General features: G+C 73.7%; 18 protein-coding genes. 6 read left to right on the plus strand and 12 right to left on the minus strand.

Going from position 1 to position 20,599, the window contains the following annotated elements:
- Window positions 1-113: 113 nt before the first annotated feature.
- The gene (locus AC5P1B_RS07220) at window positions 114-1,217 is read left to right on the plus strand and encodes a PLP-dependent cysteine synthase family protein (protein WP_493885706.1); all 1,104 of its coding nucleotides are present in this window, start codon (window positions 114-116) and stop codon (window positions 1,215-1,217) included.
- Window positions 1,218-1,258: 41 nt separating this feature from the next.
- Here the strand turns inward: AC5P1B_RS07220 and AC5P1B_RS07225 are convergent, their stop codons facing one another.
- Window positions 1,259-1,765: an SRPBCC family protein gene (locus AC5P1B_RS07225; RefSeq protein WP_493885707.1), complete on the minus strand. Its 507-nt coding sequence runs from the start codon at window positions 1,763-1,765 to the stop codon at window positions 1,259-1,261.
- Between the two features lie 283 nt (window positions 1,766-2,048).
- Window positions 2,049-2,906, minus strand: coding sequence for a DeoR/GlpR family DNA-binding transcription regulator (locus tag AC5P1B_RS07230; RefSeq protein WP_493885814.1), 858 nt, complete (start codon window positions 2,904-2,906; stop codon window positions 2,049-2,051).
- 354 nt (window positions 2,907-3,260) lie between these two features.
- Here AC5P1B_RS07230 and AC5P1B_RS07235 point away from each other — a divergent pair, with 354 nt between their 5' ends.
- Entirely contained in the window at window positions 3,261-5,657 is a 2,397-nt protein-coding gene (locus tag AC5P1B_RS07235) for a hypothetical protein (RefSeq protein WP_493885815.1), read from the plus strand.
- On the opposite strand, the gene AC5P1B_RS07240 is transcribed toward AC5P1B_RS07235, so the two are convergent.
- The 6 genes from AC5P1B_RS07240 to AC5P1B_RS07265 all read right to left on the minus strand — a co-directional run bounded on the left by AC5P1B_RS07240 (window position 5,617) and on the right by AC5P1B_RS07265 (window position 11,911).
- The gene (locus AC5P1B_RS07240; RefSeq protein ID WP_493885708.1) at window positions 5,617-8,049 is read right to left on the minus strand and encodes a right-handed parallel beta-helix repeat-containing protein; all 2,433 of its coding nucleotides are present in this window, start codon (window positions 8,047-8,049) and stop codon (window positions 5,617-5,619) included. The two genes, AC5P1B_RS07235 and AC5P1B_RS07240, sit on opposite strands and share 41 nt — an antisense overlap.
- Before the next feature lie 102 nt (window positions 8,050-8,151).
- The gene (locus AC5P1B_RS07245) at window positions 8,152-8,754 is read right to left on the minus strand and encodes an Rv1733c family protein (protein WP_493885709.1); all 603 of its coding nucleotides are present in this window, start codon (window positions 8,752-8,754) and stop codon (window positions 8,152-8,154) included.
- Window positions 8,755-8,918: 164 nt separating this feature from the next.
- The gene (locus tag AC5P1B_RS07250) at window positions 8,919-9,296 is read right to left on the minus strand and encodes an ATP-binding protein (RefSeq protein WP_493885710.1); all 378 of its coding nucleotides are present in this window, start codon (window positions 9,294-9,296) and stop codon (window positions 8,919-8,921) included.
- A 41-nt stretch (window positions 9,297-9,337) separates the two neighbouring features.
- Window positions 9,338-10,153, minus strand: coding sequence for an MEDS domain-containing protein (locus AC5P1B_RS07255; protein ID WP_493885711.1), 816 nt, complete (start codon window positions 10,151-10,153; stop codon window positions 9,338-9,340).
- 219 nt (window positions 10,154-10,372) lie between these two features.
- Entirely contained in the window at window positions 10,373-11,203 is an 831-nt protein-coding gene (locus AC5P1B_RS07260) for an MOSC domain-containing protein (RefSeq protein ID WP_493885712.1), read from the minus strand.
- Between the two features lie 222 nt (window positions 11,204-11,425).
- Window positions 11,426-11,911 carry a DUF6643 family protein gene (locus tag AC5P1B_RS07265; protein WP_493885713.1) on the minus strand — a complete coding sequence of 162 codons (486 nt, stop codon included), beginning with the start codon at window positions 11,909-11,911 and terminating at the stop codon, window positions 11,426-11,428.
- Window positions 11,912-12,121: 210 nt separating this feature from the next.
- Here AC5P1B_RS07265 and AC5P1B_RS07270 point away from each other — a divergent pair, with 210 nt between their 5' ends.
- Window positions 12,122-13,438, plus strand: a complete 1,317-nt coding sequence (locus AC5P1B_RS07270) for a TerD family protein (RefSeq protein WP_493885714.1) — start codon at window positions 12,122-12,124, stop codon at window positions 13,436-13,438.
- Window positions 13,439-13,487: 49 nt separating this feature from the next.
- Here the strand turns inward: AC5P1B_RS07270 and AC5P1B_RS07275 are convergent, their stop codons facing one another.
- The gene (locus AC5P1B_RS07275) at window positions 13,488-14,720 is read right to left on the minus strand and encodes a glycosyltransferase (protein WP_493885715.1); all 1,233 of its coding nucleotides are present in this window, start codon (window positions 14,718-14,720) and stop codon (window positions 13,488-13,490) included.
- A 324-nt stretch (window positions 14,721-15,044) separates the two neighbouring features.
- On the opposite strand from AC5P1B_RS07275, the gene AC5P1B_RS07280 reads away from it, so the two are divergent.
- Together AC5P1B_RS07280 and AC5P1B_RS07285 are read left to right on the plus strand one after the other, a co-directional pair.
- Window positions 15,045-15,830 (plus strand): glutamate racemase, encoded by a 786-nt coding sequence (locus tag AC5P1B_RS07280; protein WP_493885716.1) that lies wholly within the window; start codon window positions 15,045-15,047, stop codon window positions 15,828-15,830.
- Window positions 15,831-15,962: 132 nt separating this feature from the next.
- Window positions 15,963-16,523, plus strand: a complete 561-nt coding sequence (locus AC5P1B_RS07285) for a hypothetical protein (RefSeq protein ID WP_493885717.1) — start codon at window positions 15,963-15,965, stop codon at window positions 16,521-16,523.
- A 225-nt stretch (window positions 16,524-16,748) separates the two neighbouring features.
- Here AC5P1B_RS07285 and AC5P1B_RS07290 read toward each other — a convergent pair whose 3' ends face one another.
- Complete coding sequence (locus tag AC5P1B_RS07290; protein ID WP_493885718.1) at window positions 16,749-17,774, minus strand: O-antigen ligase family protein; 1,026 nt, start codon at window positions 17,772-17,774, stop codon at window positions 16,749-16,751.
- Window positions 17,775-18,209: 435 nt separating this feature from the next.
- Between AC5P1B_RS07290 and AC5P1B_RS07295 the strand changes: the two genes are divergently transcribed.
- Window positions 18,210-18,692, plus strand: a complete 483-nt coding sequence (locus tag AC5P1B_RS07295) for an NUDIX hydrolase (RefSeq protein WP_493885719.1) — start codon at window positions 18,210-18,212, stop codon at window positions 18,690-18,692.
- A gap of 27 nt (window positions 18,693-18,719) precedes the next feature.
- On the opposite strand, the gene AC5P1B_RS07300 is transcribed toward AC5P1B_RS07295, so the two are convergent.
- Window positions 18,720-20,069, minus strand: a complete 1,350-nt coding sequence (locus AC5P1B_RS07300; RefSeq protein ID WP_493885720.1) for an erythromycin esterase family protein — start codon at window positions 20,067-20,069, stop codon at window positions 18,720-18,722.
- 146 nt (window positions 20,070-20,215) lie between these two features.
- Window positions 20,216-20,596, minus strand: coding sequence for a PTS-dependent dihydroxyacetone kinase phosphotransferase subunit DhaM (locus AC5P1B_RS07305; RefSeq protein WP_493885816.1), 381 nt, complete (start codon window positions 20,594-20,596; stop codon window positions 20,216-20,218).
- Window positions 20,597-20,599: the final 3 nt, after the last annotated feature.

Raw genomic sequence — 20,599 nt, forward strand, 5'->3', positions numbered from 1 at the left:
CCGTCCTCCTGGGGGAAGTCTGCCTGGCCCGCGAGCCGGGCACCAGTGCCCATTTATGATCAGAACGGACCAGGGTGCGCCATCCCGGGTCCCGAACCAGTACAAGGAGCGGCGTGGACAGCACCGAGACCATCGACGTGGACCGTACCGATCACGCGTACCGGGCCTGGCTGAACGAGGCCGTGCGCAAGGTGCAGGCCGACGCCAACCGGTCGGCTGACACTCATCTGCTGCGTTTCCCGCTGCCGGAGGCGTGGGGCATCGACCTCTACCTCAAGGACGAGTCCACCCACCCCACCGGCAGCCTCAAGCACCGGCTCGCCCGCTCGCTGTTCCTGTACGGGCTGTGCAACGGCTGGATTCGTCCCGGCAAGCCGGTCATCGAGGCGTCCAGCGGCTCCACCGCCGTCTCCGAGGCGTACTTCGCGAAGCTGATCGGTGTGCCCTTCATCGCCGTCATGCCCCGCACCACCAGCCGCGAGAAGTGCCGCCTGATCGAGTCCCACGGCGGCCGGTGCCACTTCGTGGACGACCCGCGCACGATGTACGCGGAGTCGGCGACGCTGGCCGCCTCCTCCGGTGGCCACTACATGGACCAGTTCACGTACGCCGAGCGTGCGACCGACTGGCGCGGCAACAACAACATCGCCGAGTCGATCTACCAACAGCTCCGCCTTGAGCGGTACCCCGATCCCACCTGGATCGTGGCCACGGCGGGGACCGGCGGCACCTCGGCCACCATCGCCAGGTACGCGCACTACATGCAGTACGACACCCGGGTGTGCGTCGCCGACCCGGAGAACTCCTGCTTCTTCGACGGCTGGGTCTCCGGCGACGCGGAGGCGTGCAGCGAGCGCGGCTCCCGCATCGAGGGCATCGGCCGCCCGCGCATGGAGCCCAGCTTCGTGCCCGGGGCGATCGACCGGATGATGAAGGTCCCCGACGCGGCGAGCGTCGCCGCCGTCCGGGCCCTGGAGGGCGCCATCGGCCGCAAGGCGGGCGGCTCCACCGGCACCGGGCTGTGGAGCGCGCTGAAGATCGTCGCGGAGATGGTCGCCGAAGGGAGCACCGGCAGCGTCGTCACCCTCTACTGCGACCCGGGCGACCGCTACCTCGACAAGTACTACTCCGACGCCTGGCTCGCCGAACAGGGCCTGGACATCGAGCCGTATACCAAGACCCTCGAACTCTTCCTCGCCGACGGCCTCTGGCGCTGAACCCCGTCCGCCCGCTGAGGCGCCCCGTCGTCCGGCGCGCGTCAGCGGGCGGCCAGCCGCCGGTCAAGTGCGCGCAGCGCGCCCCGGAAGGACCCGCCGATGCCGGGGGCCACGAGCCGCATGGCGGCCCGGACCGGGGCGGAGGCGTCGAGCGCGAAGGTGTAGCGCACCCGCGTGCCGGCCACGGGGGTGCCGCCGGTGGCGACGGTGCGGTCGGCGGCCAGCGGGATGAGCCGCCACTCCTCCAGCAGGGCGCGCACCCCGGGAGCGTTGGTGACGTCCACCCGGTAGGCGTAGCGCTCCGCCGGGTCCGACGCCATGACCGTCTCCGCGAAGCGGGTGCCGCCGCGCAGCCGGATGTCACGCCCCCGGCCCCCGTGCGTGGGCCGGGCCGAAGCCACCGCGCTGAACCAGTGGGGCCACCCCGCGGTGTCGGCCAGTTCCGCGTAGACCGCCTCGGGCGGCGCCGCCACCTCGGTGGTGAACGGCAGCCGCAGTGGAGCCGTGTCGAGAAAGCCGAGCCCAACGGGCCGAAGTCGGCGAGGCATTGATCCGTACACCCCCGGTGCGGTCAGCGGACATCCGAGCCCGCACACTTTAGCGGGAGGGGCGTGAACTGTCTGCCGCGCGCCTCGCAATGCCCCTATGCGGTGCCCGGCGGGTCGTGCCGGGGGGGCTCCTGTCCGTGCGTCGCGGACGGCGGGTGCGTCGTGCCTGGTCGCGCGGTTCCCCGCGCCCCTGGTGGGGCACATCCCGGTGTTGTGCCAGGACTGCTTCCCCTCGGCCCGGCGGCCTCGGGAGGTCCCGTGCGCAGCCCGGTGCCCGAGAGTGTCACTGGCCGGTGTCCGCGGGCTCACCGGCGACCACCAGCTCCCGCAGCAGCTCCGACATCTCCTCCCGCGCCGCCGCGGGCAGCGCCGCGTCCGTCACCAGCGCGTCCACCTCGGACAGCGACGCGAACGAACTCAGGCCCACCTTGCCCCACTTGGTGTGATCGGCGACCACGACGACCCGCCGCGCCGACCGCACGAAATGCCGGTTCGTCTCCGCCTCGGCGAGATTCGGCGTGGAAAGCCCCGCCGTCGCCGAGATGCCGTGCACCCCGAGAAAGAGCACGTCGAAGTGCAGCGAGCGGATCGCCGCGTCGGCCACAGGACCCACCAGCGAGTCGGACGGCGTCCGCACCCCGCCGGTGAGCACCACCGTCGCCGCCCCCGCGGCCCGCTCCCGGGCTCCGGCCTGCGGCGCGGCCGCGTCGGCGGCCCGCCGCGCGCTGTGGAACACATCGGCGACGCGCATCGAGTTCGTCACCACGGTCAGGTCGGGGACGTCCACCAGATGCTGCGCCAGCGCGTACGTCGTGGTGCCCCCGGACAGGGCGATGGCGCTGCCGGGCGCGGCCAGTTGGACGGCGGCCCGCGCGATGTCCTCCTTCGCGCTCAGCTCCAGGCCGGACTTCGCCTCGAACCCCGGCTCATGCGTGCTCGCCTCGGCGACCGGCACGGCACCGCCGTGCACCTTCTCCACCACCCCGAGGCGGGCCAGCGCGTCCAGATCGCGACGGACCGTCATGTCCGACACGTTGAGCTTGCGGGTCAGCTCGTTGACCCGCGCCCCACCGCGCCGCCTGACCTCGTCGAGGATCAGGGCGCGCCGCTGCTCCGCCAGGAGGTTCTGGTTGTCGCTCACCTCGCCCGTCCCTTCCGCCCAGCCGCCGATTTCCGCGCTCATCCTCGCATGCGGACATGGCATGGACGGATCGGGCACAATCGGGTCGACAGCACAACACGCCAGCGCTCGCGCGGCGCGGCGCTACGGCAACACAGCACCGGATCGGGGGACACGGTGACGGCGACAGAGCGGCCGGGCGACGCGGCGGCCCACACGGGACAGAGCCGGCGGACGAACCGCGAGGACCGGAAGGTCGGGGCGGGCCGGGCCGCCCAGCCGGGCACCCGGGACCGGGACCAGCCCCCGCCGGGCGCCGAGGAAGCCCCCCGGCCCGAGGGCGGGGAACCGGACCGGGACGACCCCGGACTCGCGCTGGAACTCCTGGTGCACGGCGTCGGCGGCGCCACGCCCGCGCAGATGCTGGGCGACCCCAGGACGCGGCGCGTCACCGGCGACGAGACCGCCGGTGTCTACCGCCGCCCCGAGGACATCGACGCCGAGAAGCGCCCAGCGGACTACCGCGAGCGCCCCGTCGCCGAAGGCTACTGCTGGTCGGGCCTCACCTCAGGCGACGGCACCCGCGCCCTGTGGCTGCTGCTGCTCCCCTTCATGATCATCAACCTCGCGCACTGGATGCGGCCCGCGGCCGACCGCCGCGACACCACCCGCCGCGTCTACGGCGTCCTGGTGCGGCTCATCGCACTCAGCCTGACCTTGCTGCTGGTCGCCGCCGTCTGCGAGGTGGCGCTCGACCTGACGGCCTGGCAGTGCGCGGGCTCCGCCGCCTGCGCTGACGGGAAGTCATGGCTGGGCTTCGCCTCGCCCGGCCACGGCGGCTGGTGGGGCCAGCCCGGCCGCAGGCTCGCCCTGGCCGCCCTCGCGCCCATCGCCGTGACAGTACTGCTGTGGTATCTCTCCAGCCGCACATGGAGCGCGTACGAATCGCAGCCCCCGGCCGAGCGGCACGTGGACGACGACGACCCGGCGGCGGGTGACCGTCCGGCGCTGTGCCTGCCCGGCTTCTGGTACGGCCGCAGGCTCGTCGCCCGGCTGCGCGCCACGCACACCGCGGCCGGATTCCTGACCGTGGCCGGCGCGCTGACCACAGCGACGACCCGCTACGACCGAGCGCCGGGCGGCGCGGCCGCCCTCGACGTCACCGGCTGGCTGCTCAGCGGCCTGCTGGTGGCGGGCGGGCTGGCCGTCCTGCTCGCGATCTGCCGCAGGGGCCGCAGCGAGACCACACTCGACCACACGCTCGACCGGCTCACCGTGACCGTCCTGCCCGGCGCCTCGCTGGGCGTGCTCACGCTCGCCCTCGTGTACGCGGCCTGGTCGCGCCCCGGCTGGTCGTCCAGCGGGCGGCTGCCGGGTGACGCGGTGTTCGGTGTCCTCGCCCTCGCCCAGGGAGCCCTCATCACCGCCCTGGCCGTGGTCGCCATCGTGCTCTACCGCGCCGCCGCGCGCGACGCCGGACAGGGCAGGACCCCGCTGCGCGGCCTCGGCGGCCCGACGGTCGCGATGCTGGCGTGCGCGCTCGCCGGAGTGCTCTCCGGCGGCATAGCGCAACGGATAGCGGACTGGCTCGACGGCGGCGCCACCCCCGGCATGGGCGGCGGGCCGATCGAAGGACCGCCGGTGCTGCTCTCCTGGCAGGCGGCGATCATCCCGCCGCTGCTGATCATGCTGGTCCTGCTGCTCGCCGGCTTCGTCTGGCGGAGCTGGCGGATCAAGCGCGGGCTGATGCGCACGGTGCCCGACGGCTACCCGGGGGAGGAGCCCGACACCGTACGCACCAGCAAGATCGCGGGCACCATCGCGCGCGCCGGGATCACCGACTCCGTGCCGTGGATCGTCGGCCCCGTAGCGCTGATGACCCTGCTGCTCGGCTGTTTCGCCGTCGTCGGCGCATGGGCCACGGACGAGGTGCCGGGCCGGGCGGCGGACGGCACGCCCTCCGTGGTGGACGCCGCGGCACAGACCGCGCAGGCGCTCGGATCATGGCTGGTGGGCGTCGCGTTCGTCCTCTTCGTCACCTGGGGACGGCGCGCCTACCGGGACGCGGGAGCCCGCCGCACCATCGGCATCCTGTGGGACGTCGGCACATTCTGGCCGCGCGCCGCCCACCCCTTCGCGCCGCCGTGCTACGCGGAGCGGGCAGTCCCCGACCTCACCTGGCGGATGAAGACCTGGATCGAACGCACCCGGGGCCGCCTCGTCCTCTCCGGCCACTCGCAGGGCAGTGTCCTCGCCGTGGCCGCGGTCTGGCAGCTCGACTGGCGCACCCGGCGCCGCGTCGCGCTGCTCACCTACGGTTCGCCGGTCGAGCGCCTGTACGGGCGCTGGTTCCCGGCCTACTTCGGCCCGGCCCAGATGTCTGCCCTGCACCGCGAGGTGCACTGCTGGCGCAACCTGTGGCGGTTCACCGACCCGATCGGCGGCCCCATCGAGCCGCCCGGCGTCTGGACGGAGGAGCCCGCCTCCGAGCGGCCGCGGATCGACTGCGGCGCGCTCAGGGACCCGGTCGCCTACGGCCGGACCGCCGACCACCCGCTGCCCGCACCGATACTCGGCCACTCGGACTACCAGGCGGACCCGCTCTTCGCCACCGAGCGGGCCGGGCTGCTCGTCCGGCTGGAGAAGGAGGCCCTGCCCGGTCAGCGGGGCGCCGCGCCGCCCAGCGCGTCGGTGTCCACGGGGCCGTGCTCCGGGGCGGAAGCCGACGAGCTCACAGCAAGTCCGGCAAGTCCTCCGGATACAGCAGGGTGAGGTCCTCGGTGCTCGGGTCGGGCATGCGCGCGACCCGGCCCGCGTGCCGCTCGACCATCGCCTCGAAGGTCTGCCGCGCCGTGCGGCCGTTGCCGAACGCCGAGCCCTTGGGGATCGCCGTGAAGTACTTCAGCAGCGACTCGGCCGCGCCCTCGCCGAGATGGTACTCATGCTCCTCGGACTGCTGCTCCACGATGCGCAGCAGCTCCTCCGGCGCGTAGTCGTCGAAGGTGATGGTGCGCGAGAAACGGGACGCGACCCCGGGGTTGACGGACAGGAAGCGCGCCATCTCCGCTGTGTACCCGGCGACGATCACCACGACGGCTTCCCTGTGGTCCTCCATCAGCTTCACGAGCGTGTCGATGGCCTCGCGACCGAAGTCTCTCCCCGAGTCCTCGGGGGACAGGGCGTACGCCTCGTCGATGAAGAGCACCCCGCCGCGCGCCCGGTCGAACGCCTCCTGGGTGCGGATCGCCGTGGACCCGATGTGCTCGCCGACCAGATCGACGCGGGAGACCTCCACCAGGTGGCCGCGTTCCAGCACGCCGAGGGAGGCCAGGATCTCCCCGTACAGCCGCGCCACCGTCGTCTTGCCGGTGCCGGGGGAGCCGGTGAAGACCAGATGGCGGCGGGCCGACGCCGCCTTGAGCCCGGCCTCCTGGCGCCGCCGCCCCACCTCGATCATGTCGGTGAGGGCCCGCACCTCGCGCTTGACGCTCTCCAGGCCGACCAGGGTGTCGAGTTCGCCGAGGACGGCCTCCGGGGGCCGCACCCGCTCGGGTTCCGCGACGGGCGGCGCGGCCCGCTGGCTGGGCAGGCCGCTGAGCAGCCCGGCGGTCTGCACGGCGGGCTGGGCCGTGGGGGGCGCCGCGCCGAAAGCGCCGCCGGTGCCGGGGGAGCCGGTCGCCGCGGGTCCTGAGACCGTGGCGCTCTCGTCGCTCGTGCAGTCCTCGCTCACGGGGCCCGGCTCGGCGAACTCGTAGCCGCCGCGCGCGCACCGCTCCGTGCGGCAGCGCGTCAGCGTGGTCCGGCAGCCGTCGATGATGTGGAAGCCGTAGCCGCCGCTGCCGGTGACCCGGCAGCCGTGGAAGGTCCCACGCCCCTCAGCCGACACATAGAAACCGGCCTCCGTGGGCGAGGTCACGGTGCAGCGCTCGATCGTCGGGTCGGCGCCCTTGGTGACGATCACGCCGGTGGCCACGGTGTCGATGGTGCATCCGGCGAGCGTGCCGCCGCTCCCGTGGTCGCGGAACCAGGCACCGGTGGCCGCCTCCCGGATGCGGCAGTCGTCCAGTTGCGCGCTGGCGCCGTCGCTCACCGACACCGCGGTGTTCCGCACCTGGGACAGGTCGCTGTCGACGACGTCGACCCGTGAGCCGCGGTCGAGGACGAACAGCGCGTCCGGCACGTCGTGCACCCGGCACGAGTCGAGCACGGCGGCCGCCCCGTCGCTCACCCACACCGCCGGGTAGTCACCGGTGCTGTCGTATATCTCGCACTGGTTGGCGTCCACCCGGGTCCCCGGGTCCCACACCGAGAGGCCGTTGCGGCCGAAGCGGCGCACCGTGGACCGGGTCAGCGTCAGCACCGAACGCGAGCGCAGGTCGATGGCGTTCTCGGGTACGTCGTGGATGTCGCAGTCCGCCAGCGTCAGCACGGCGTCCGTGTCGAGGTTGACGCCGTCGGAGGTCGTGCGGTGCACCTGGCAGTCCGTCAGCAGGCCGGTGGCGCGGGAGGCGACCTGTACGCCGGCTCCCCTGATCTCGTAGACCTCGCAGCCGATGGCCTCCAGCGTGGTGCCCTCACCGGTCAGCGAGAACCCCGCCCCGCCCGCGTGGTGCACCCGGCAGCGCTCCAGGCGCGGACGCGCTCCGCCGCGTACCGATACGCCCGACTGCCCGGCGGCCACCACCTCGCAGTCCTCGAAGACGCCACCGGCGCCGTCGAGCACGCTGAAGCCGATGCCCGCCGGGTTGTCCACGGTGCAGCGGCGCACCGTGGGGCGCGCGGCGCCGCGCACCTCGATGCCCACCGCGGACCGCGTCGCGATCTTCAGGTCCGACAGCTCCGCCGTGCCGTCCTCGACCAGCAGCGCCGGGGCCGCCGCGTCCTGGCCCTCGATGTGCAGATCCCGGATGACGGCCGAGCCGCGCACGGTCAGCGCCACACCTTCGGTCGGGGCGATACGCACCGAGCCGCGCGAACCCTCGGGGCCGCGCAGCGTGACGGCCTGGGACACCACGACGTTCTCGCGGTACGTGCCCGGGGCGACGGAGAGCACATCGCCGTCCCCGGCGGCCTCCAGGGCCGCTGAGAGGGAGGCGTACTCCCCTGTGCGCCGCCGCCACCGCGACGTGCCGCTGTGCGTCACCTGGACCGAGCCCTGTGCCATGGTGCTGCCGTGCCCCCACCTCGTGCGTGCGCCGACCGGGTACGGCCGTGCTGCGTACCGGTTGGAACACCGTAGCGTGCGGCGCGTGCGGGAGTTGACCGGTCAGCTTCCCGCGCCCGCCCGGCCCCAGTCCTGACCGGCGCGCTCCCACGCCAGGTCCCACTGCCGGTGCCTGCGGCGGATCAGCCGCCACACCAGCGCCCGGCGTCCCGCCTCGGCCACGCCCGCGGCGGCGACGGCCGCGCAGACCCCGATGAGGACGGCGTGCGCGCCGACGGTGCCGGTGTCCAGCGGGCGCTCGGTGAGCCGTCCCCGGTCGTCGGTCCAGACGCGGAACCGGTCGCCTGGCGCTGTGGCGTGCCGGGTGCGCGCGATGCCGGAGCGGGTGCCTCCGCCGGGCGCGGGCCAGCGGGCGAGGACGCCGCGCAGCGCGTCGCGTTCGGAGGAGGTCTCCGCGTCGGAGTCGTAGGGCGGGGCGGACAGTACGCGTACCACCGTCGCCGGTACGAGATGCCGGTGGGCGCGGGTCTCCCGCGCCGACTGGAGCAGCGCCTGATGGGCGTACGAGCCCACCGCCCACCCGGCGGCGGGGGCGGCGCAGACGATCAGTAGGGCGGTCACGAGCGCGGCCCACCCCTCGGCGCGGTCGGACCGGCGGCGCAGCGGATTGCCCCGCCAGCGCCGTAGCCCCGCGGCGGTCCGCATGATCTCGCACGCCCTCACGGCTCAGTAGATACCGCATACCGGGGGGTGGTTGCGAGAGGCTGGTGTGGAGAACGACCGTGGGCGGGGTCGGCAGCGGCCCGGCGCGGGCCCGTGGCGCTCGCTCGGGGCAGGACGCGAGCCTGGTGACCCGGCCCCCGCGCCCCTCAGCGCAGCCGCATGGCCAGCGTCACGACGGCGCCCACGGCACCGGCGCTGATGACCAGCCGGTCGGAGACCAGCCTGCTCAGCCACAGGCCACGGCCGCTGGGGGCGCCGTCGAGCCCGGGCAGCACATCGGGGATGACGTCCGCGGTGAACCCAGGACCACTGTCGGCGATCTCGCACTCCAGCTCACCGCCCACCCGGCGCAGCGTCAGGTGGCCTCTGCCGCCCGCGTGCTCGATCGCGTTCGTGGCGATCTCGTCCACCGCGAGCACGAAGTCGCCGCGCCGGGCCTCGGTGAGCCCCGCCCACACCGCGCGCTCCTCGACGAGGACACGTAGCTGGGGGAGCTCACGGGCGGTGAAGTTTCTTTCCAGCAAGCGTACTTCCGCCTCGCCGTTCGTGGGTCGGCGGGGATCGGCTAGCACGGTCGGCTCACCTCGATCAACGCGAGCTGGGAGACGGAAGCGGCGCCGAGCCTGCGGAGCGTCTGCGCCACGAAGGGGGTGCATTCGACGGTGACGCTCTTGTGCATGTCGGCCGTTGCCATCAGCGACAGCAGGTCGGACGCGCACGCGAGCGAGAGGAAATGCAGCCGCGACAGATCCACTTTCAGCTGTCCCTCCACGGCGGTAGTCCTCAGTGCGTCACGCAGGGTACTGGTGAATCGCGTCCGGCCGGCGATGTCGGCTTCGCCGATCACCCGGAGACGCGTGGACTCCTGGGTGACACGCAGCGTGCCCAGCCGTTCGAGCAGCTGGCAGGGGTGTGCCTCAGCCATCGAGTCCAGCACTCCGCGGTCGAACCAGTGCTGGTCGTAGGCGCAGATCTCGCTGTAGGGGCGGTCGGCGAACAGCTGGTCGGCATGCGTCTCGCGGTGGATCATCACCTCGATGTCCGCGCCGAGGTCGCGCACCCAGGCCATGTCGATGAACGTACGGAAACCCGTGTAACCCTGCTGGAGCGCGCGTTCGGTCGCCTCGGCGAGCCGTGCCGTCTGGCGTTCCGCGGTGAACCGCGAGTCCGGGGCGATGAGCGCGCGCATGCTGCTGAACTGCAACTGGCCGCGTTCCAGGGCGGATTCCATGGAGGGGCCCTTGGCGTGCAGCGCGTTCAGCACCTCGGTCCCGTCCAGACCGGGATCGGCGAAGACCGTCACCTTCTCGCCGCGGGCCAGCCCGAGCCAGGCGAAGGCGGACATGATCTCCGTACGGGATTCATTGTCCCCATAGCTCACGAAAGCGTGATCCCCGGGGCGCATGTGCTGCACGGGCATCAGGCGGTTGCCTACTGCCTCCGAGGCAGACATCGTGTCTCCGCCCCCCTTGTCGGCATCAGCGTGCGGATGGTGACCTGCTGGGCCCCATACGGTCGGTGGCCCGCTCAGCGAGAGCAGAGACTACGGGGCCGGGACCGGCCTTCAGCGTCAATGACCGCGGTTGCCGCATAGTGATCACTATTCGAGGATTTTGACCGGGTCGCCCACGCGCACCGTCCCCCGGTGCTCCGGGATCAGGTTCTGGCCGAAGATGATCTTGTTGCCGATGCGGTGGTGGCGCGCCAGCGTGTGCAGCGGCTCCTTGCCGCGCTCGGCGGTCCGCTGGTCGGTCGTGGTGACCACGCAGCGGGCACTCGGCTTGGAGACCCGGAAGGCCACATCGCCGATCAGCAGCCGGCGCCAGCCGTCCTCGGCCCAGGCGTCGGTGCCGTCCACGACGATGTTGGGCCGGAACCGGTTCATGGGGAGCGGGCCCTCGCCCGCGTGGGCGCCGCGCGCGATCAGGGAGTTGAGGGCGCCGAGGGAGGCCGTCGTGGTGACCAGCAGCGGCATGCTGTCCGCCAGGCTGACCGTCTCGCCCGGGCGCCCGTACCGCGGATTGACCGGACGGCGGCGCGCCGGGTCGTCGAGATGGACCAGCCGGACCTCGGTCCCCAGGAACCGGCTCAGCCACGCGCTCTCCGCGCCGTCGCTCCACACCAGCTCGACGGGGTCCTGGAACACCCGCACCGCCGAGACGCGGCTGGTCGCCGGATCGGGCACGGCGACCGTCAGCGGTTCCTGGCCCTCCCCCGTGAACCGGACCCCGCCGTCGGGCAGCGGCTGCGCCGCCACGAGCGCCAGCTGAGGCAGCTGCCGCTGGGTGAGGAACCGCCCGTCGGGGTCCACCAGCATCCACCGGCGGTCCCCGGCGAGCCCCCACGGCTCAACGGCCGCCTCGCCGGGCGCGCACCCTCCCACAGACTTGACCGGATACACATGGACCGCGCTGAGCGCCGCGTGAGACATGCGCTCATTTTGCCAGGGGCCCCGGACAGTTGGCCGACCCCTTGGTCGTCTGGCGTCCCACTGGGCCGCCCGCGGCCTGTGGCGCCGGTCGGCCAGTCATCGGCACCCCGGCTGCGTCGCGTCCGCCGTGCCCGTCTTGTCTGCCGTGCTGACTGTCGTGCGTGTCTCAGGCGCGCTCACGCCCCCGTGCGGGTGCGCGCCCCCCTGCCGCCCCCGGGCGGCTCAGTACCCCTGACCCTGGTTGTACCCCTGACCCTGGTTGGGGTACGGGCGGCCGTACTGATCCTGGTACGGCGCCGGGTTCGGGCGCGGCGCCGCCGGGCGGGCCGCGATCGGACGCATCTGCTCATACCCGTTCGGAGCCGCCTGGCGCGGCTGCTGGTGGCCCTGCTGCTGACCCGGGTAGCCGCGCGGGCCGGTCGCCTGCGGCGGGATGTAGGGTGCGGGCGCCTGCTGCAGCGCCGGTTGCGCGGGCGCCTGGTGACCGTAGGGAGGCGGAGTGTGGTGGGACGGCCCGGCCGGGAGCGCGGGAAGCGCCGCGGGCAGGGCTGCCGGGAAGTGGCCGCCGACGTCGTAGGGCGAGGGAACTCTGATCGGGGCGATCTGGGGCGTTCCCCGCTCGGCGACAAGGCTGTCGTAGATCGGGGTGTCGGGGAAGGATGGCGCGGAGTAGTAGCCGCCGCCGTAGCCGCTGCGGGGGAGGGTCATAGCCCTTAAGTTAAGCCCACGATGTGCTGGTTGGGGAGCCCGATAAGAGGGTTGTTTCACGGGTTCCAAGTGGCCGCGGCCCCTAATACTAACCAATTCGGGAAAATCGGTCGCCGGGGTACGTTGAGATCCTGTAAAGAGCGCGATCCGGACGGGTTACCGGCGGTTGGTCAGGAACCCGGCAAGTGAAAGGACACAGGGGGAAGAAACATGACAATGAGCAAGGGCACCAACGTGCCCGTCCCCGCCCCGGCAGTACGGGTCGAACTCGGCTGGACCGGCGGAGCGGGAGTTCCCGACGTGGACGCGTCGGCACTGCTGCTGGCCGGAGGGAAGGTCCGCTCCGACGCGGACTTCGTCTTCTACAACCAGGCGACCCACAGCTCCGGCTCCGTGCGGTACGAGGGCAAGCAGACCGGGCCCCAGGTGACCGACGCGCTGTCGGTGAACCTGGGCCAGGTGGAGCCCGCGATCGAGACCATCGTCCTCGCGGCTTCCGCTGACGGCGGAACCTTCGGTCAGGTCCCCGGGCTGCACATCCGCGTGCTGGACGCGGCAGGCGGCGCGGAAATCGCCCGCTTCGACAGCCACGACGCCTCCGTGGAGACGGCGTTCGTGCTCGGCGAGCTGTACCGCAGGCAGGGCGCCTGGAAGTTCCGCGCGGTGGGCCAGGGCTACAGCAGCGGCCTCGCCGGGCTCGCCACCGACTACGGCATCTCCGTCGACGAGGCCCCGCAGGCCGCCGCCCCGGCCGCCCCGCCCGCGCCCACCCCGGTGACCGCACCGCCGCCGCCCGCCGCTCCCGCCGCGCCGCCGCCCCCGCCCGCCGCCGCGATGGCTCCCCCGCCCCCGCCGCCGCCCGCGGCTCCGGCGGCTCCCGCCGCCCCCGTGCGCCTCACCAAGGTCACGCTGACCAAGGAAGCGCCCTCCGTCTCGCTGACCAAGCAAGGCGGCACCTCGGGTGGGATGCGGGTCAACCTGAACTGGCAGGTGCACAAGCAGTTCAAGAGCTGGGGCCAGAAGCTCGGCAAGGCCATGGCCCTGCACTCCGACCTCGACCTGGACCTCGGCGCGTTCTTCGAGCTCTCCGACGGCCAGAAGGGCGTCGTGCAGGCGCTCGGCAACTCCTTCGGCGCCTTGCACCAGCCGCCGTTCATCCACCTCGACGCGGACGACCGCACCGGCGCGCGCGCCTCGGGTGAGAACCTGACGATCAACCTCGACCACACGTCGGCGTTCCGGCGGATTCTCGTCTTCGTCACCATCTACGAGGGCGCCCGCAGCTTCGCGAACCTGAACGCCACCGTCACGCTCACCCCGCAGAACGGGGCGCCGGTCGACTTCTCGCTCGACGAGTGCACGGTGCCGTCCAACGTGTGCGCCCTCGCGCTGATCACCAACACCGGCAACGACTTCGTCATCCAGCGCGAGGCCCGCTACCTGGTGCCGGACCGGGGCGTCAGCCCGCAGCGCACCCTGGACCGGGCGTACGGCTGGGGCATGAACTGGACGCCCGGCCGCAAGTAACGCCCGGCGCGCGAGCGCGCGGGGCGCCGGTCGGTGTGCCGGCGCGTGCTCACGGCGCGGCCTTGGGACGGGAGTACGTACGCCCCTTCCAGGCCGCGCCGCGCCCCTGGTAATGCCGCACCGCCGAGTCGAGCGTCATCAGCAGATAGAGCGCCGCGATGCCCGGCAACAGCGGCGCCAGCAACAGCGACTGCCGGTAGTAGCGCAGCATCGGCACATACGTGCCGGTCATGATCGCCCACGCCGCCGCGCCGGTGAGCAGCAGCGCCTGATCCCCCCTCAGCGCCCCGGCGCACACCGCCACCGGGGGAGCGAAGTAGAGCACCGCGAGGCCGGCGACGGTCGCGACGAGCAGCAGGGGCTGGTAGCGCAGCTGCGCGTAGGCGCTGCGGGCCACCATCTGCCACAGCTGGGCCAGCCGCGGATACGGCCGCACGCTGTCCACCCGGTCGGCGAGGCCCAGCCAGATCCGCCCGTCCCGCCGCTGCCGCCGCCAGCGGGTGCGCGGCGCGTCGCCACCCTCGGGGGCCGCGGCCTTCACCGCCCGGGCCAGGGCCACATCGTCGATCACCGCCTGCCGGATGCTTTCGGGGACCTGTGCCCGCTCGGCCGCCGTACGGCGCAGCAGTACGCAGCCACCGGCGGCGGCCGCTGTCCGCGCCCCCGCCCGGTTGACCCGGCGGAACGGGTACAGCTGCGCGAAGAAGTAGACGAACGCGGGGACGATCAGCCGCTCCCAGCCCGTCGCCACCCGCAACCGCGCCATCTGCGAGACCAGGTCGAGGTCGTGGGACCGGGCGGCGCCGACCAACTCCCGCAGGCTGTCCGGTTCGTGGGCGATATCCGCGTCGGTCAGCAGCAGGTACTCCGGCTCCAGCCGGGCCTTGGCCAGCGCCATGCCGTGCCGTACGGCCCACAGCTTGCCGGTCCAGCCGGGCTCCGGTTCGCCCGGCGCCGCCACGATCAGCGGGAGGCCCCCGCAGTCGGCGGACAGCTCGCGGGCGACCTTGCCGGTGCCGTCCGCGCTCCCGTCGTCGATCAGGAAGACCACGGCCTGCCCCGGGTAGTCCTGCTCAAGCAGCGACGGCAGGCTCGTCGGCAGCACCGCCGCCTCATCGCGCGCGGGCACGATGACGGCCACGGTGGGCCACTGGTCCGGTTCGGGTTCCGGCGCGGTACGCGGCGGCAGCCGGACATCCGTACGCCAGAAGAATCCGTGGCCCAGCAGCAGCCATCCCCAGGCGACCAGCGAGACGAGGGCGATCCAGGTAAGCGGGCTCATCCGCCGCAGTCTGCCCCAGCGGGCGCCCGTTGCGGAGGCATTGGCCGCATTCACGTGCGTCGTGCGCCGTCGGCACCCGGAGGCCAGGGGCGGACGGGCCACGCGGGCCGCCCCCCCGCTGTGGCGCGGGGGAACGGAGCGCCCGCTGAGGCGGCACGCACGCCCCGCCGCCGGGTGGCCGCCTCCGGTTCCGTACGCGCGATCGACTAAAGTGACCGGGTGCCGTGCTCGCGACGAGCGCCGCACCTGCCCGGAGAGCCGACGCCGGAAGTGGCGCGGCCGGGCTCGCTGAGGGGATGGACCTGCATTGCGAGGCGGACGCCAGTGAAGATCGCGCTCATGGACTCCGGCCTTGGCCTGCTGGCGGCAGCCGCCGCCGTCCACCGGCTGCGACCCGACGCCGATCTCGTTCTCTCCAGCGACCCCGACGGCATGCCCTGGGGGCCGCGTACGCCCGCCTACGTCATCGCGCACGCCCTGGCCTGCGCCCGGGCAGCCGCCGCGCACCGCCCCGACGCGCTGATCGTCGCCTGCAACACCGCCTCCGTCCACGCGCTGCCCGCGCTGCGCGCCGAACTGGAACCGGCGCTGCCGGTCATCGGCACCGTACCGGCGATCAAGCCGGCCGCGGCCGGCGGTGGCACCGTGGCCATCTGGGCCACCCCCGCCACCACCGGCAGCCCGTACCAGAGCCAGCTGATCAGGGACTTCGCGGGAGACGCCGCCGTCACCGGGGTGCCCTGCCCCGGCCTCGCCGACGCCGTGCAGTACGCCGACGAGGCGGCCATCGACGCGGCGGTGGCGGCGGCGGCCGCCCTCACTCCGACGGGCGTACGAGCCGTCGCCCTCGGCTGCACCCACTACGAGCTGGTCGCCGAACGCATCCGGGCCGCCGTCCAGCCCGAGGGCGCGCCGCCCGTCGTCCTCTTCAGGTCGGCCGAGGCGGTGGCCGCGCAGGCCCTGCGCCGCGTCGGTGCGCTGCCCGCCCCTGACGCCGCCCCGACCGGCACCCTCACCGTCCTGCTCAGCGGTCGCGAGTCCGCCCTCCCGGCCGCCGCACTGACCTACGCCGAGGGCCGTCGGCTCGCGCTGGCCGCCGCCCCCAGCTGAGCCCCGGCCGGCCGGACGGCTCCGCGCGGAGCCGGTGAGCGAGCGGACCGGCTCGTTCCGGCCCGTTCCGAGGTGCGGCCCCTGCTGGCGCGCGTCACTGCCGACAGGGCCGAACGTCGGTAGGCTGCCCACATGAGGGACCTCCCCGAGGACAAGAAGCCGGGGGCGGCCGAGCCACTCCCCGCCGTCTGGACCGGGCGTGCGACCAACCGTTTGCAGTGGGCGCTGGCGGCCGCCGGTGCCGCCTGCATGGCGCTCGGCATCGAGCTGGCCGTGGACTCCGCCTGGACCTCCGGTCTCGCCCCGTTGCTGATGTCCGTGATCGGCTGCGTGGCCGCCGGGGTCCTGATGCTGTTCGGCACGCTGGCCTTCGTGCATGTGGCCGTCCGTGTCGACGAGGAGGCGCTGGAAGTACGCTGCGGCCACATCGGCCTGCCCCGGCGCCGCATCCCGCTCGCCCAGGTGATCGCCGCCGAGTTCGCGCCGCGCGTCACCCCGCGCCAGTGGGGCGGCTGGGGCTACCGCTGGCGGCCCGACCAGGGCACCGCGGTGGTGGTCAGGCGAGGTGAGGGTCTGGTGCTGCGGCTCGGGGACGGCAGGATCTTCACCGTCACCGTCGACGACGCGGAGGCGGCGGTACGGGTCATCCGCGCGCGCCTCGGCCTGCGGGGCGGCGGCCCCTCACCGGCTTAGCTCGCGCGCCAGGTGGCACCAAGCCGTGTCCGGCGGACCATGCTGCGGGGAGCCCCTGTGCGTGGGTCGCGGAGTGCGGGTGCGTTGTGGCTGGTCGCGCGGTTCCCCGCGCCCCTGGCGGGGCGTATCCCTGGGCTGTGCCAGGGCTGCTCTCCCTGGGCCCGGCGGCCTGGGAGGCCCCGTGCGCGGCCCGAGCCGGGCTCGCCTGATCGGCCGGACGGCCGCCTAGCCGGGATCGTCGGCGCAGCCCCTGCGGGCGCTCACGTCCTCGCTGACCAGGTGCGCGGTGGCCAGCCCCGCCAGGAGCCCGGCGCCCGCCGTCACCTCGGGAAAGCTCAGCGCGTTGCCGACCGTCGCGGCCACGGCGAGCGCGGTCAGCGCCGCCCCGGCCGTCAGCGCGACCTGGGTGGTGCGCGAGGAGCACCACAGCGCGTACAGCATCCAGCCGAAGGCGGCCGCCAGCAGCGCCACGCCCGGTATGCCCTGCTCGGCGGCCTGCTGAAGGGGCGCCGAGTGGGCCCTGGTGTCCGGTTCCGCGGCCTGTCCGGCGGTCGGGCTCACCTCGCCGAAGCGGTCGGGGCCCACACCGCGCACCGGACTGTCCCGCGCGATGCCGATCGCGTCCTGCCACAGCCGCACCCGCTGCTCGGTGAGCTGGCCCTGGAGCGAGGCCGTGAGCCCGGAGGGCAGCGTGCGCTCGGCGGTGGCCCAGGAGGCGCCCACGGCGAGCACCGCGCAGAGCGCGAGCCCGGCCAGACCGAGCAGCCGGTTCGGCATCCGTGCGGCGGCCAGGGAACACAGCAGCACAGCCGCCCCCGCCAGCCCGCCCGGTGCCGCCTCCGACAGGAAGGTGGCGGCCACGATGACGGCGCCGAGCAGATGCAGCGCCACGCGCGCTCCGGCGGCCGGTGCCGCCCAGGCCGCGCAGCAGGCGGCGCCGGTGGCGAGCGCCGCCTCAGCCGTGATGACACCGGCGTGACCGGGCACGCCGGTGGGCGCCGTGAGGATGAAGCCGAGCCCGGTCAGGGCCAGCGTCGTGGCGGTCGCCACCGGCAGCAGCGCCCCGGCGATCCGGCCGCACGCGTAACCGGCGGCCACCGCGAGAACGGCGAGCAGGACCCCCTCCGGGCGCGCCGCGCGCCCAGCGGCGCTGAACAGCGACCAGGCGGCGCAGGAGCCGAGGATCAGGACACCCGCGAGATCGGGCGTGCTGCGCGCCGCGACAGCGGGGCGCACGGCAGAAGAGACCATCCCGTCGACCCCCCGAGTCGATGCGGGCACCGCTCGGCAGGAAGAACACCGCCTGCGTGCAAGGACTTTGGGACACCGTAGCCCCTGTCCTGCCAGGCTGTGGACATGTTGCGCAGGAACGATGCGGCAACTGTGCGAAACGTACGCCCCCGGAGGCCCCGGTTCCGGCGCCCGGCGCGGCTCCGGCCGGGTGTGCACCGGGCGGGGGCGGCGACGCGGACGGCTCTCGCGCCGTGGATCACAACGCACCGCGGCGGGCCACGGCGGATCATGTCCGACCACGGCGGCTCGCCGCGGCGCGCCGCGGATCGTCAGGGGGGACGGAGGCGCGGCTTCCGGGCTCGCAGTGGTGGTGTCACCGGACCTGCCCCTGGCCGACCGGGCTGGTGTCTGGCCTGGCGCCGGGCTCGCCGCGCGAAGGCTTACGCTCGGCTCATGGCTACCCCCGACTTCATCCGCGAGCTGCGGGCCAGCGCCGGTCACCAGCTGCTTTTCCTGCCCGGTGTGAGCGCCATCGTCTTCGACGACGACGGTCAGGTGCTGCTGGCCCGCCGCGCGGACACCGGCCGCTGGTCGATCATCGGCGGCATCCCCGAGCCGGGGGAGCAGCCCGCGCGGACGGCTGTGCGCGAGGTGTTCGAGGAGACGGCCGTGCGGTGCTTCCCGGAGCGGGTCGTGCTGGTGCAGGGGCTGCAACCCGTCACGTATCCGAACGGCGACGTCTGCCAGTTCATGGACACCACCTTCCGCTGCCGCGCCGTGGGCGGCACCGCGCGGGTCAACGATGACGAGTCGCTTGAGGTCGGCTGGTTCCCGGTGGACAACCTGCCGGACCTGGAGCAGTTCGCCGTCGACCGGATCAAGCTGGCGATGAACGAGGGACCCGCCTGGTTCGAGCCCGCCCCCGCGTCGAACTGATGACCGGCGGCCGGGCCGCTCGCGTCGCTACGACAGGGGTCGGGCGGTCCGGAAGCCGTGCAGGTGGATCAGGACGCTGTGCCCACCGGCCAGCGCGTACGGCCGGTACGGGTCGCCGGGCGGCCCCACGTCGCGGGTCGGGCGGACCTGGTGGAGCCACTCACGCGCGGCGGGCGGCGCGCTCCGCACATCGAGGAGGAAGCCACGGTCCCGCCTCCCGTGGCCCACCCGGTCCAGGATCTCCTCGCTGCTGCCCGCCCGGGGCGCGCCGAACCTCTCGGTCTGCCACTGCCCGTCGTCACCGGGCACGGTCGCGGCCCCGTGCCCGAAGGTCGTCCCCACGCTGAGGTAGTCGTCACCGAGCAGCTTCCGCAGATACGCGCCCTGGGTGACGGGGTAGTGCACGGGTTCGTACGTCTCGTAGGCGGTGTGCCCGTTGTGCGCGGACAGCAGGACCTTGTGCCCGGTCTGCCGGTGCCACCATGCCGTGTTCCGTGCCATCAGCTCATCGCGGTAGCGCATCGCCTCCGGAATCCGGGCCGGGTCCTTCAGGTCGAACGCCAGCAGCGTGGCGGTCTGGGCGATGACCCGGGCGTGCTGCACGGTCCACGCGTACCGCACTCGTCCCGACCCCGGGCGCAGGCCCTCCAGAAGGCGCAGCGCCTCCCGCGCCAGCCCCGCCAGCCGTTCGCGCTCCGCGGTCGGCAGCGCGCTGAAGTCGGCCTCGTCAGCGTGCCCCCACACCTCCCGGTAGAGCCCTTCGAGCCTCGGCCGCAGCGCCGGATACCACCGCCCGGCATACCCCAGGACGTGCTCGAACAGCGCGTCGTCGATCCGCGGATACGCCAGGTCGTTCCCCATGAACCGCACCGGGGTGCCCGGGCGGCGCACGTTGTGCTCGCGCATCCACGTGATCAGATCCAGGTACTCCCGTACGTTCCAGGGCCACTTGCCGTTCCCGAACTCCTCCTCCATGATCCTGCGCGGATCGCCCGTGCCGTGCCGTACGTACGCGTCGACGCGCAGCCCGGCGCCCCAGCCCGCCTCCAGAGCGAAGGTGGTGAAGCCCTTCTCCTCGACCAGGTACCGGAAGACCCGGTGCTTGAGCGTGAACAGCTCGTGCGCGCCGTGGACCGCCTCGCCCAGCGCGACCACGGGGACGTCACCGATCGCCGCGCCGAGCGGCCGCAGGTCGCCGAAGCCGCCGGACGGCTCGGTCGAACGCAGCGGGTGCGAGGCACGGGCGAGCGCCGCGATGACGGCGCCTTCGCCGCCGGGGGGACGTGGGGGAGTACCGGCCTGGGCCGGTCGCCCGATGGCGGCCAGGGCGACGGCGGGCGCGGCGGCGAGCAACGAGCGCCGTGGGAGGGAGGACATACGGGTCTCTTCCTGTGGTGGACGACCAGGGGGACCGATCCACCCTCCAGTCTCACCAGCCCGCCCGGCACCGGCGATCCCGCCACCCCCCTGCCTCGTGGTGGGGACAGCCCCACCACGGCGGCAACGACGTGGCGGGCCGCGGCTCAGACCTTGCGGTAGTCGTACGCCTCGGCCGCCGCGGCCACCACCGCTTCCAGGCCCGCGCCCGCCATGGAGGTGACGACGGCGGCCACCGCTCCCTCGATGAAGGGTGCGTCCACCAGCCGGGTGCCCTGGGGCAGTTCGTCCCCCTCGGCGAGGAGCGCCTTGACCGTGAGGACGGCGCTGCCCAGGTCGACCAGAATGGCGACGCCCGCGCCGCCGTCGACGGCGTGCGCGGCCTTGGTGATCAGCTCGGAACTGGTACCGAGACCGCCGTCCGGGGCGCCGCCCGCCGGGGCGACCGGCGCCGACTTCACACCGGCCAGTCCCCGCGCCAACTCGGCCACGTGCGTGGCGACCGGGCCGCTGTGCGAGACGAGCACGAC

This window comes from Streptomyces sp. A01 (assembly GCF_059026195.1).

What these genes read in the sequence shown, in the direction of transcription:
- AC5P1B_RS07265 (WP_493885713.1), bottom strand. Translation starts at nt 11,911, where the DNA reads ATGACCCTCCCCCGCAGCGGCTACGGCGGCGGCTACTACTCCGCGCCA.
- AC5P1B_RS07275 (WP_493885715.1), bottom strand. Translation starts at nt 14,720, where the DNA reads ATGAGCCCGCTTACCTGGATCGCCCTCGTCTCGCTGGTCGCCTGGGGA.
- AC5P1B_RS07285 (WP_493885717.1), top strand. Translation starts at nt 15,963, where the DNA reads ATGAGGGACCTCCCCGAGGACAAGAAGCCGGGGGCGGCCGAGCCACTC.
- AC5P1B_RS07295 (WP_493885719.1), top strand. Translation starts at nt 18,210, where the DNA reads ATGGCTACCCCCGACTTCATCCGCGAGCTGCGGGCCAGCGCCGGTCAC.
- AC5P1B_RS07240 (WP_493885708.1), bottom strand. Translation starts at nt 8,049, where the DNA reads ATGGCACAGGGCTCGGTCCAGGTGACGCACAGCGGCACGTCGCGGTGG.
- AC5P1B_RS07300 (WP_493885720.1), bottom strand. Translation starts at nt 20,069, where the DNA reads ATGTCCTCCCTCCCACGGCGCTCGTTGCTCGCCGCCGCGCCCGCCGTC.
- AC5P1B_RS07245 (WP_493885709.1), bottom strand. Translation starts at nt 8,754, where the DNA reads ATGCGGACCGCCGCGGGGCTACGGCGCTGGCGGGGCAATCCGCTGCGC.
- AC5P1B_RS07270 (WP_493885714.1), top strand. Translation starts at nt 12,122, where the DNA reads ATGACAATGAGCAAGGGCACCAACGTGCCCGTCCCCGCCCCGGCAGTA.
- AC5P1B_RS07290 (WP_493885718.1), bottom strand. Translation starts at nt 17,774, where the DNA reads ATGGTCTCTTCTGCCGTGCGCCCCGCTGTCGCGGCGCGCAGCACGCCC.
- AC5P1B_RS07260 (WP_493885712.1), bottom strand. Translation starts at nt 11,203, where the DNA reads ATGTCTCACGCGGCGCTCAGCGCGGTCCATGTGTATCCGGTCAAGTCT.
- AC5P1B_RS07225 (WP_493885707.1), bottom strand. Translation starts at nt 1,765, where the DNA reads ATGCCTCGCCGACTTCGGCCCGTTGGGCTCGGCTTTCTCGACACGGCT.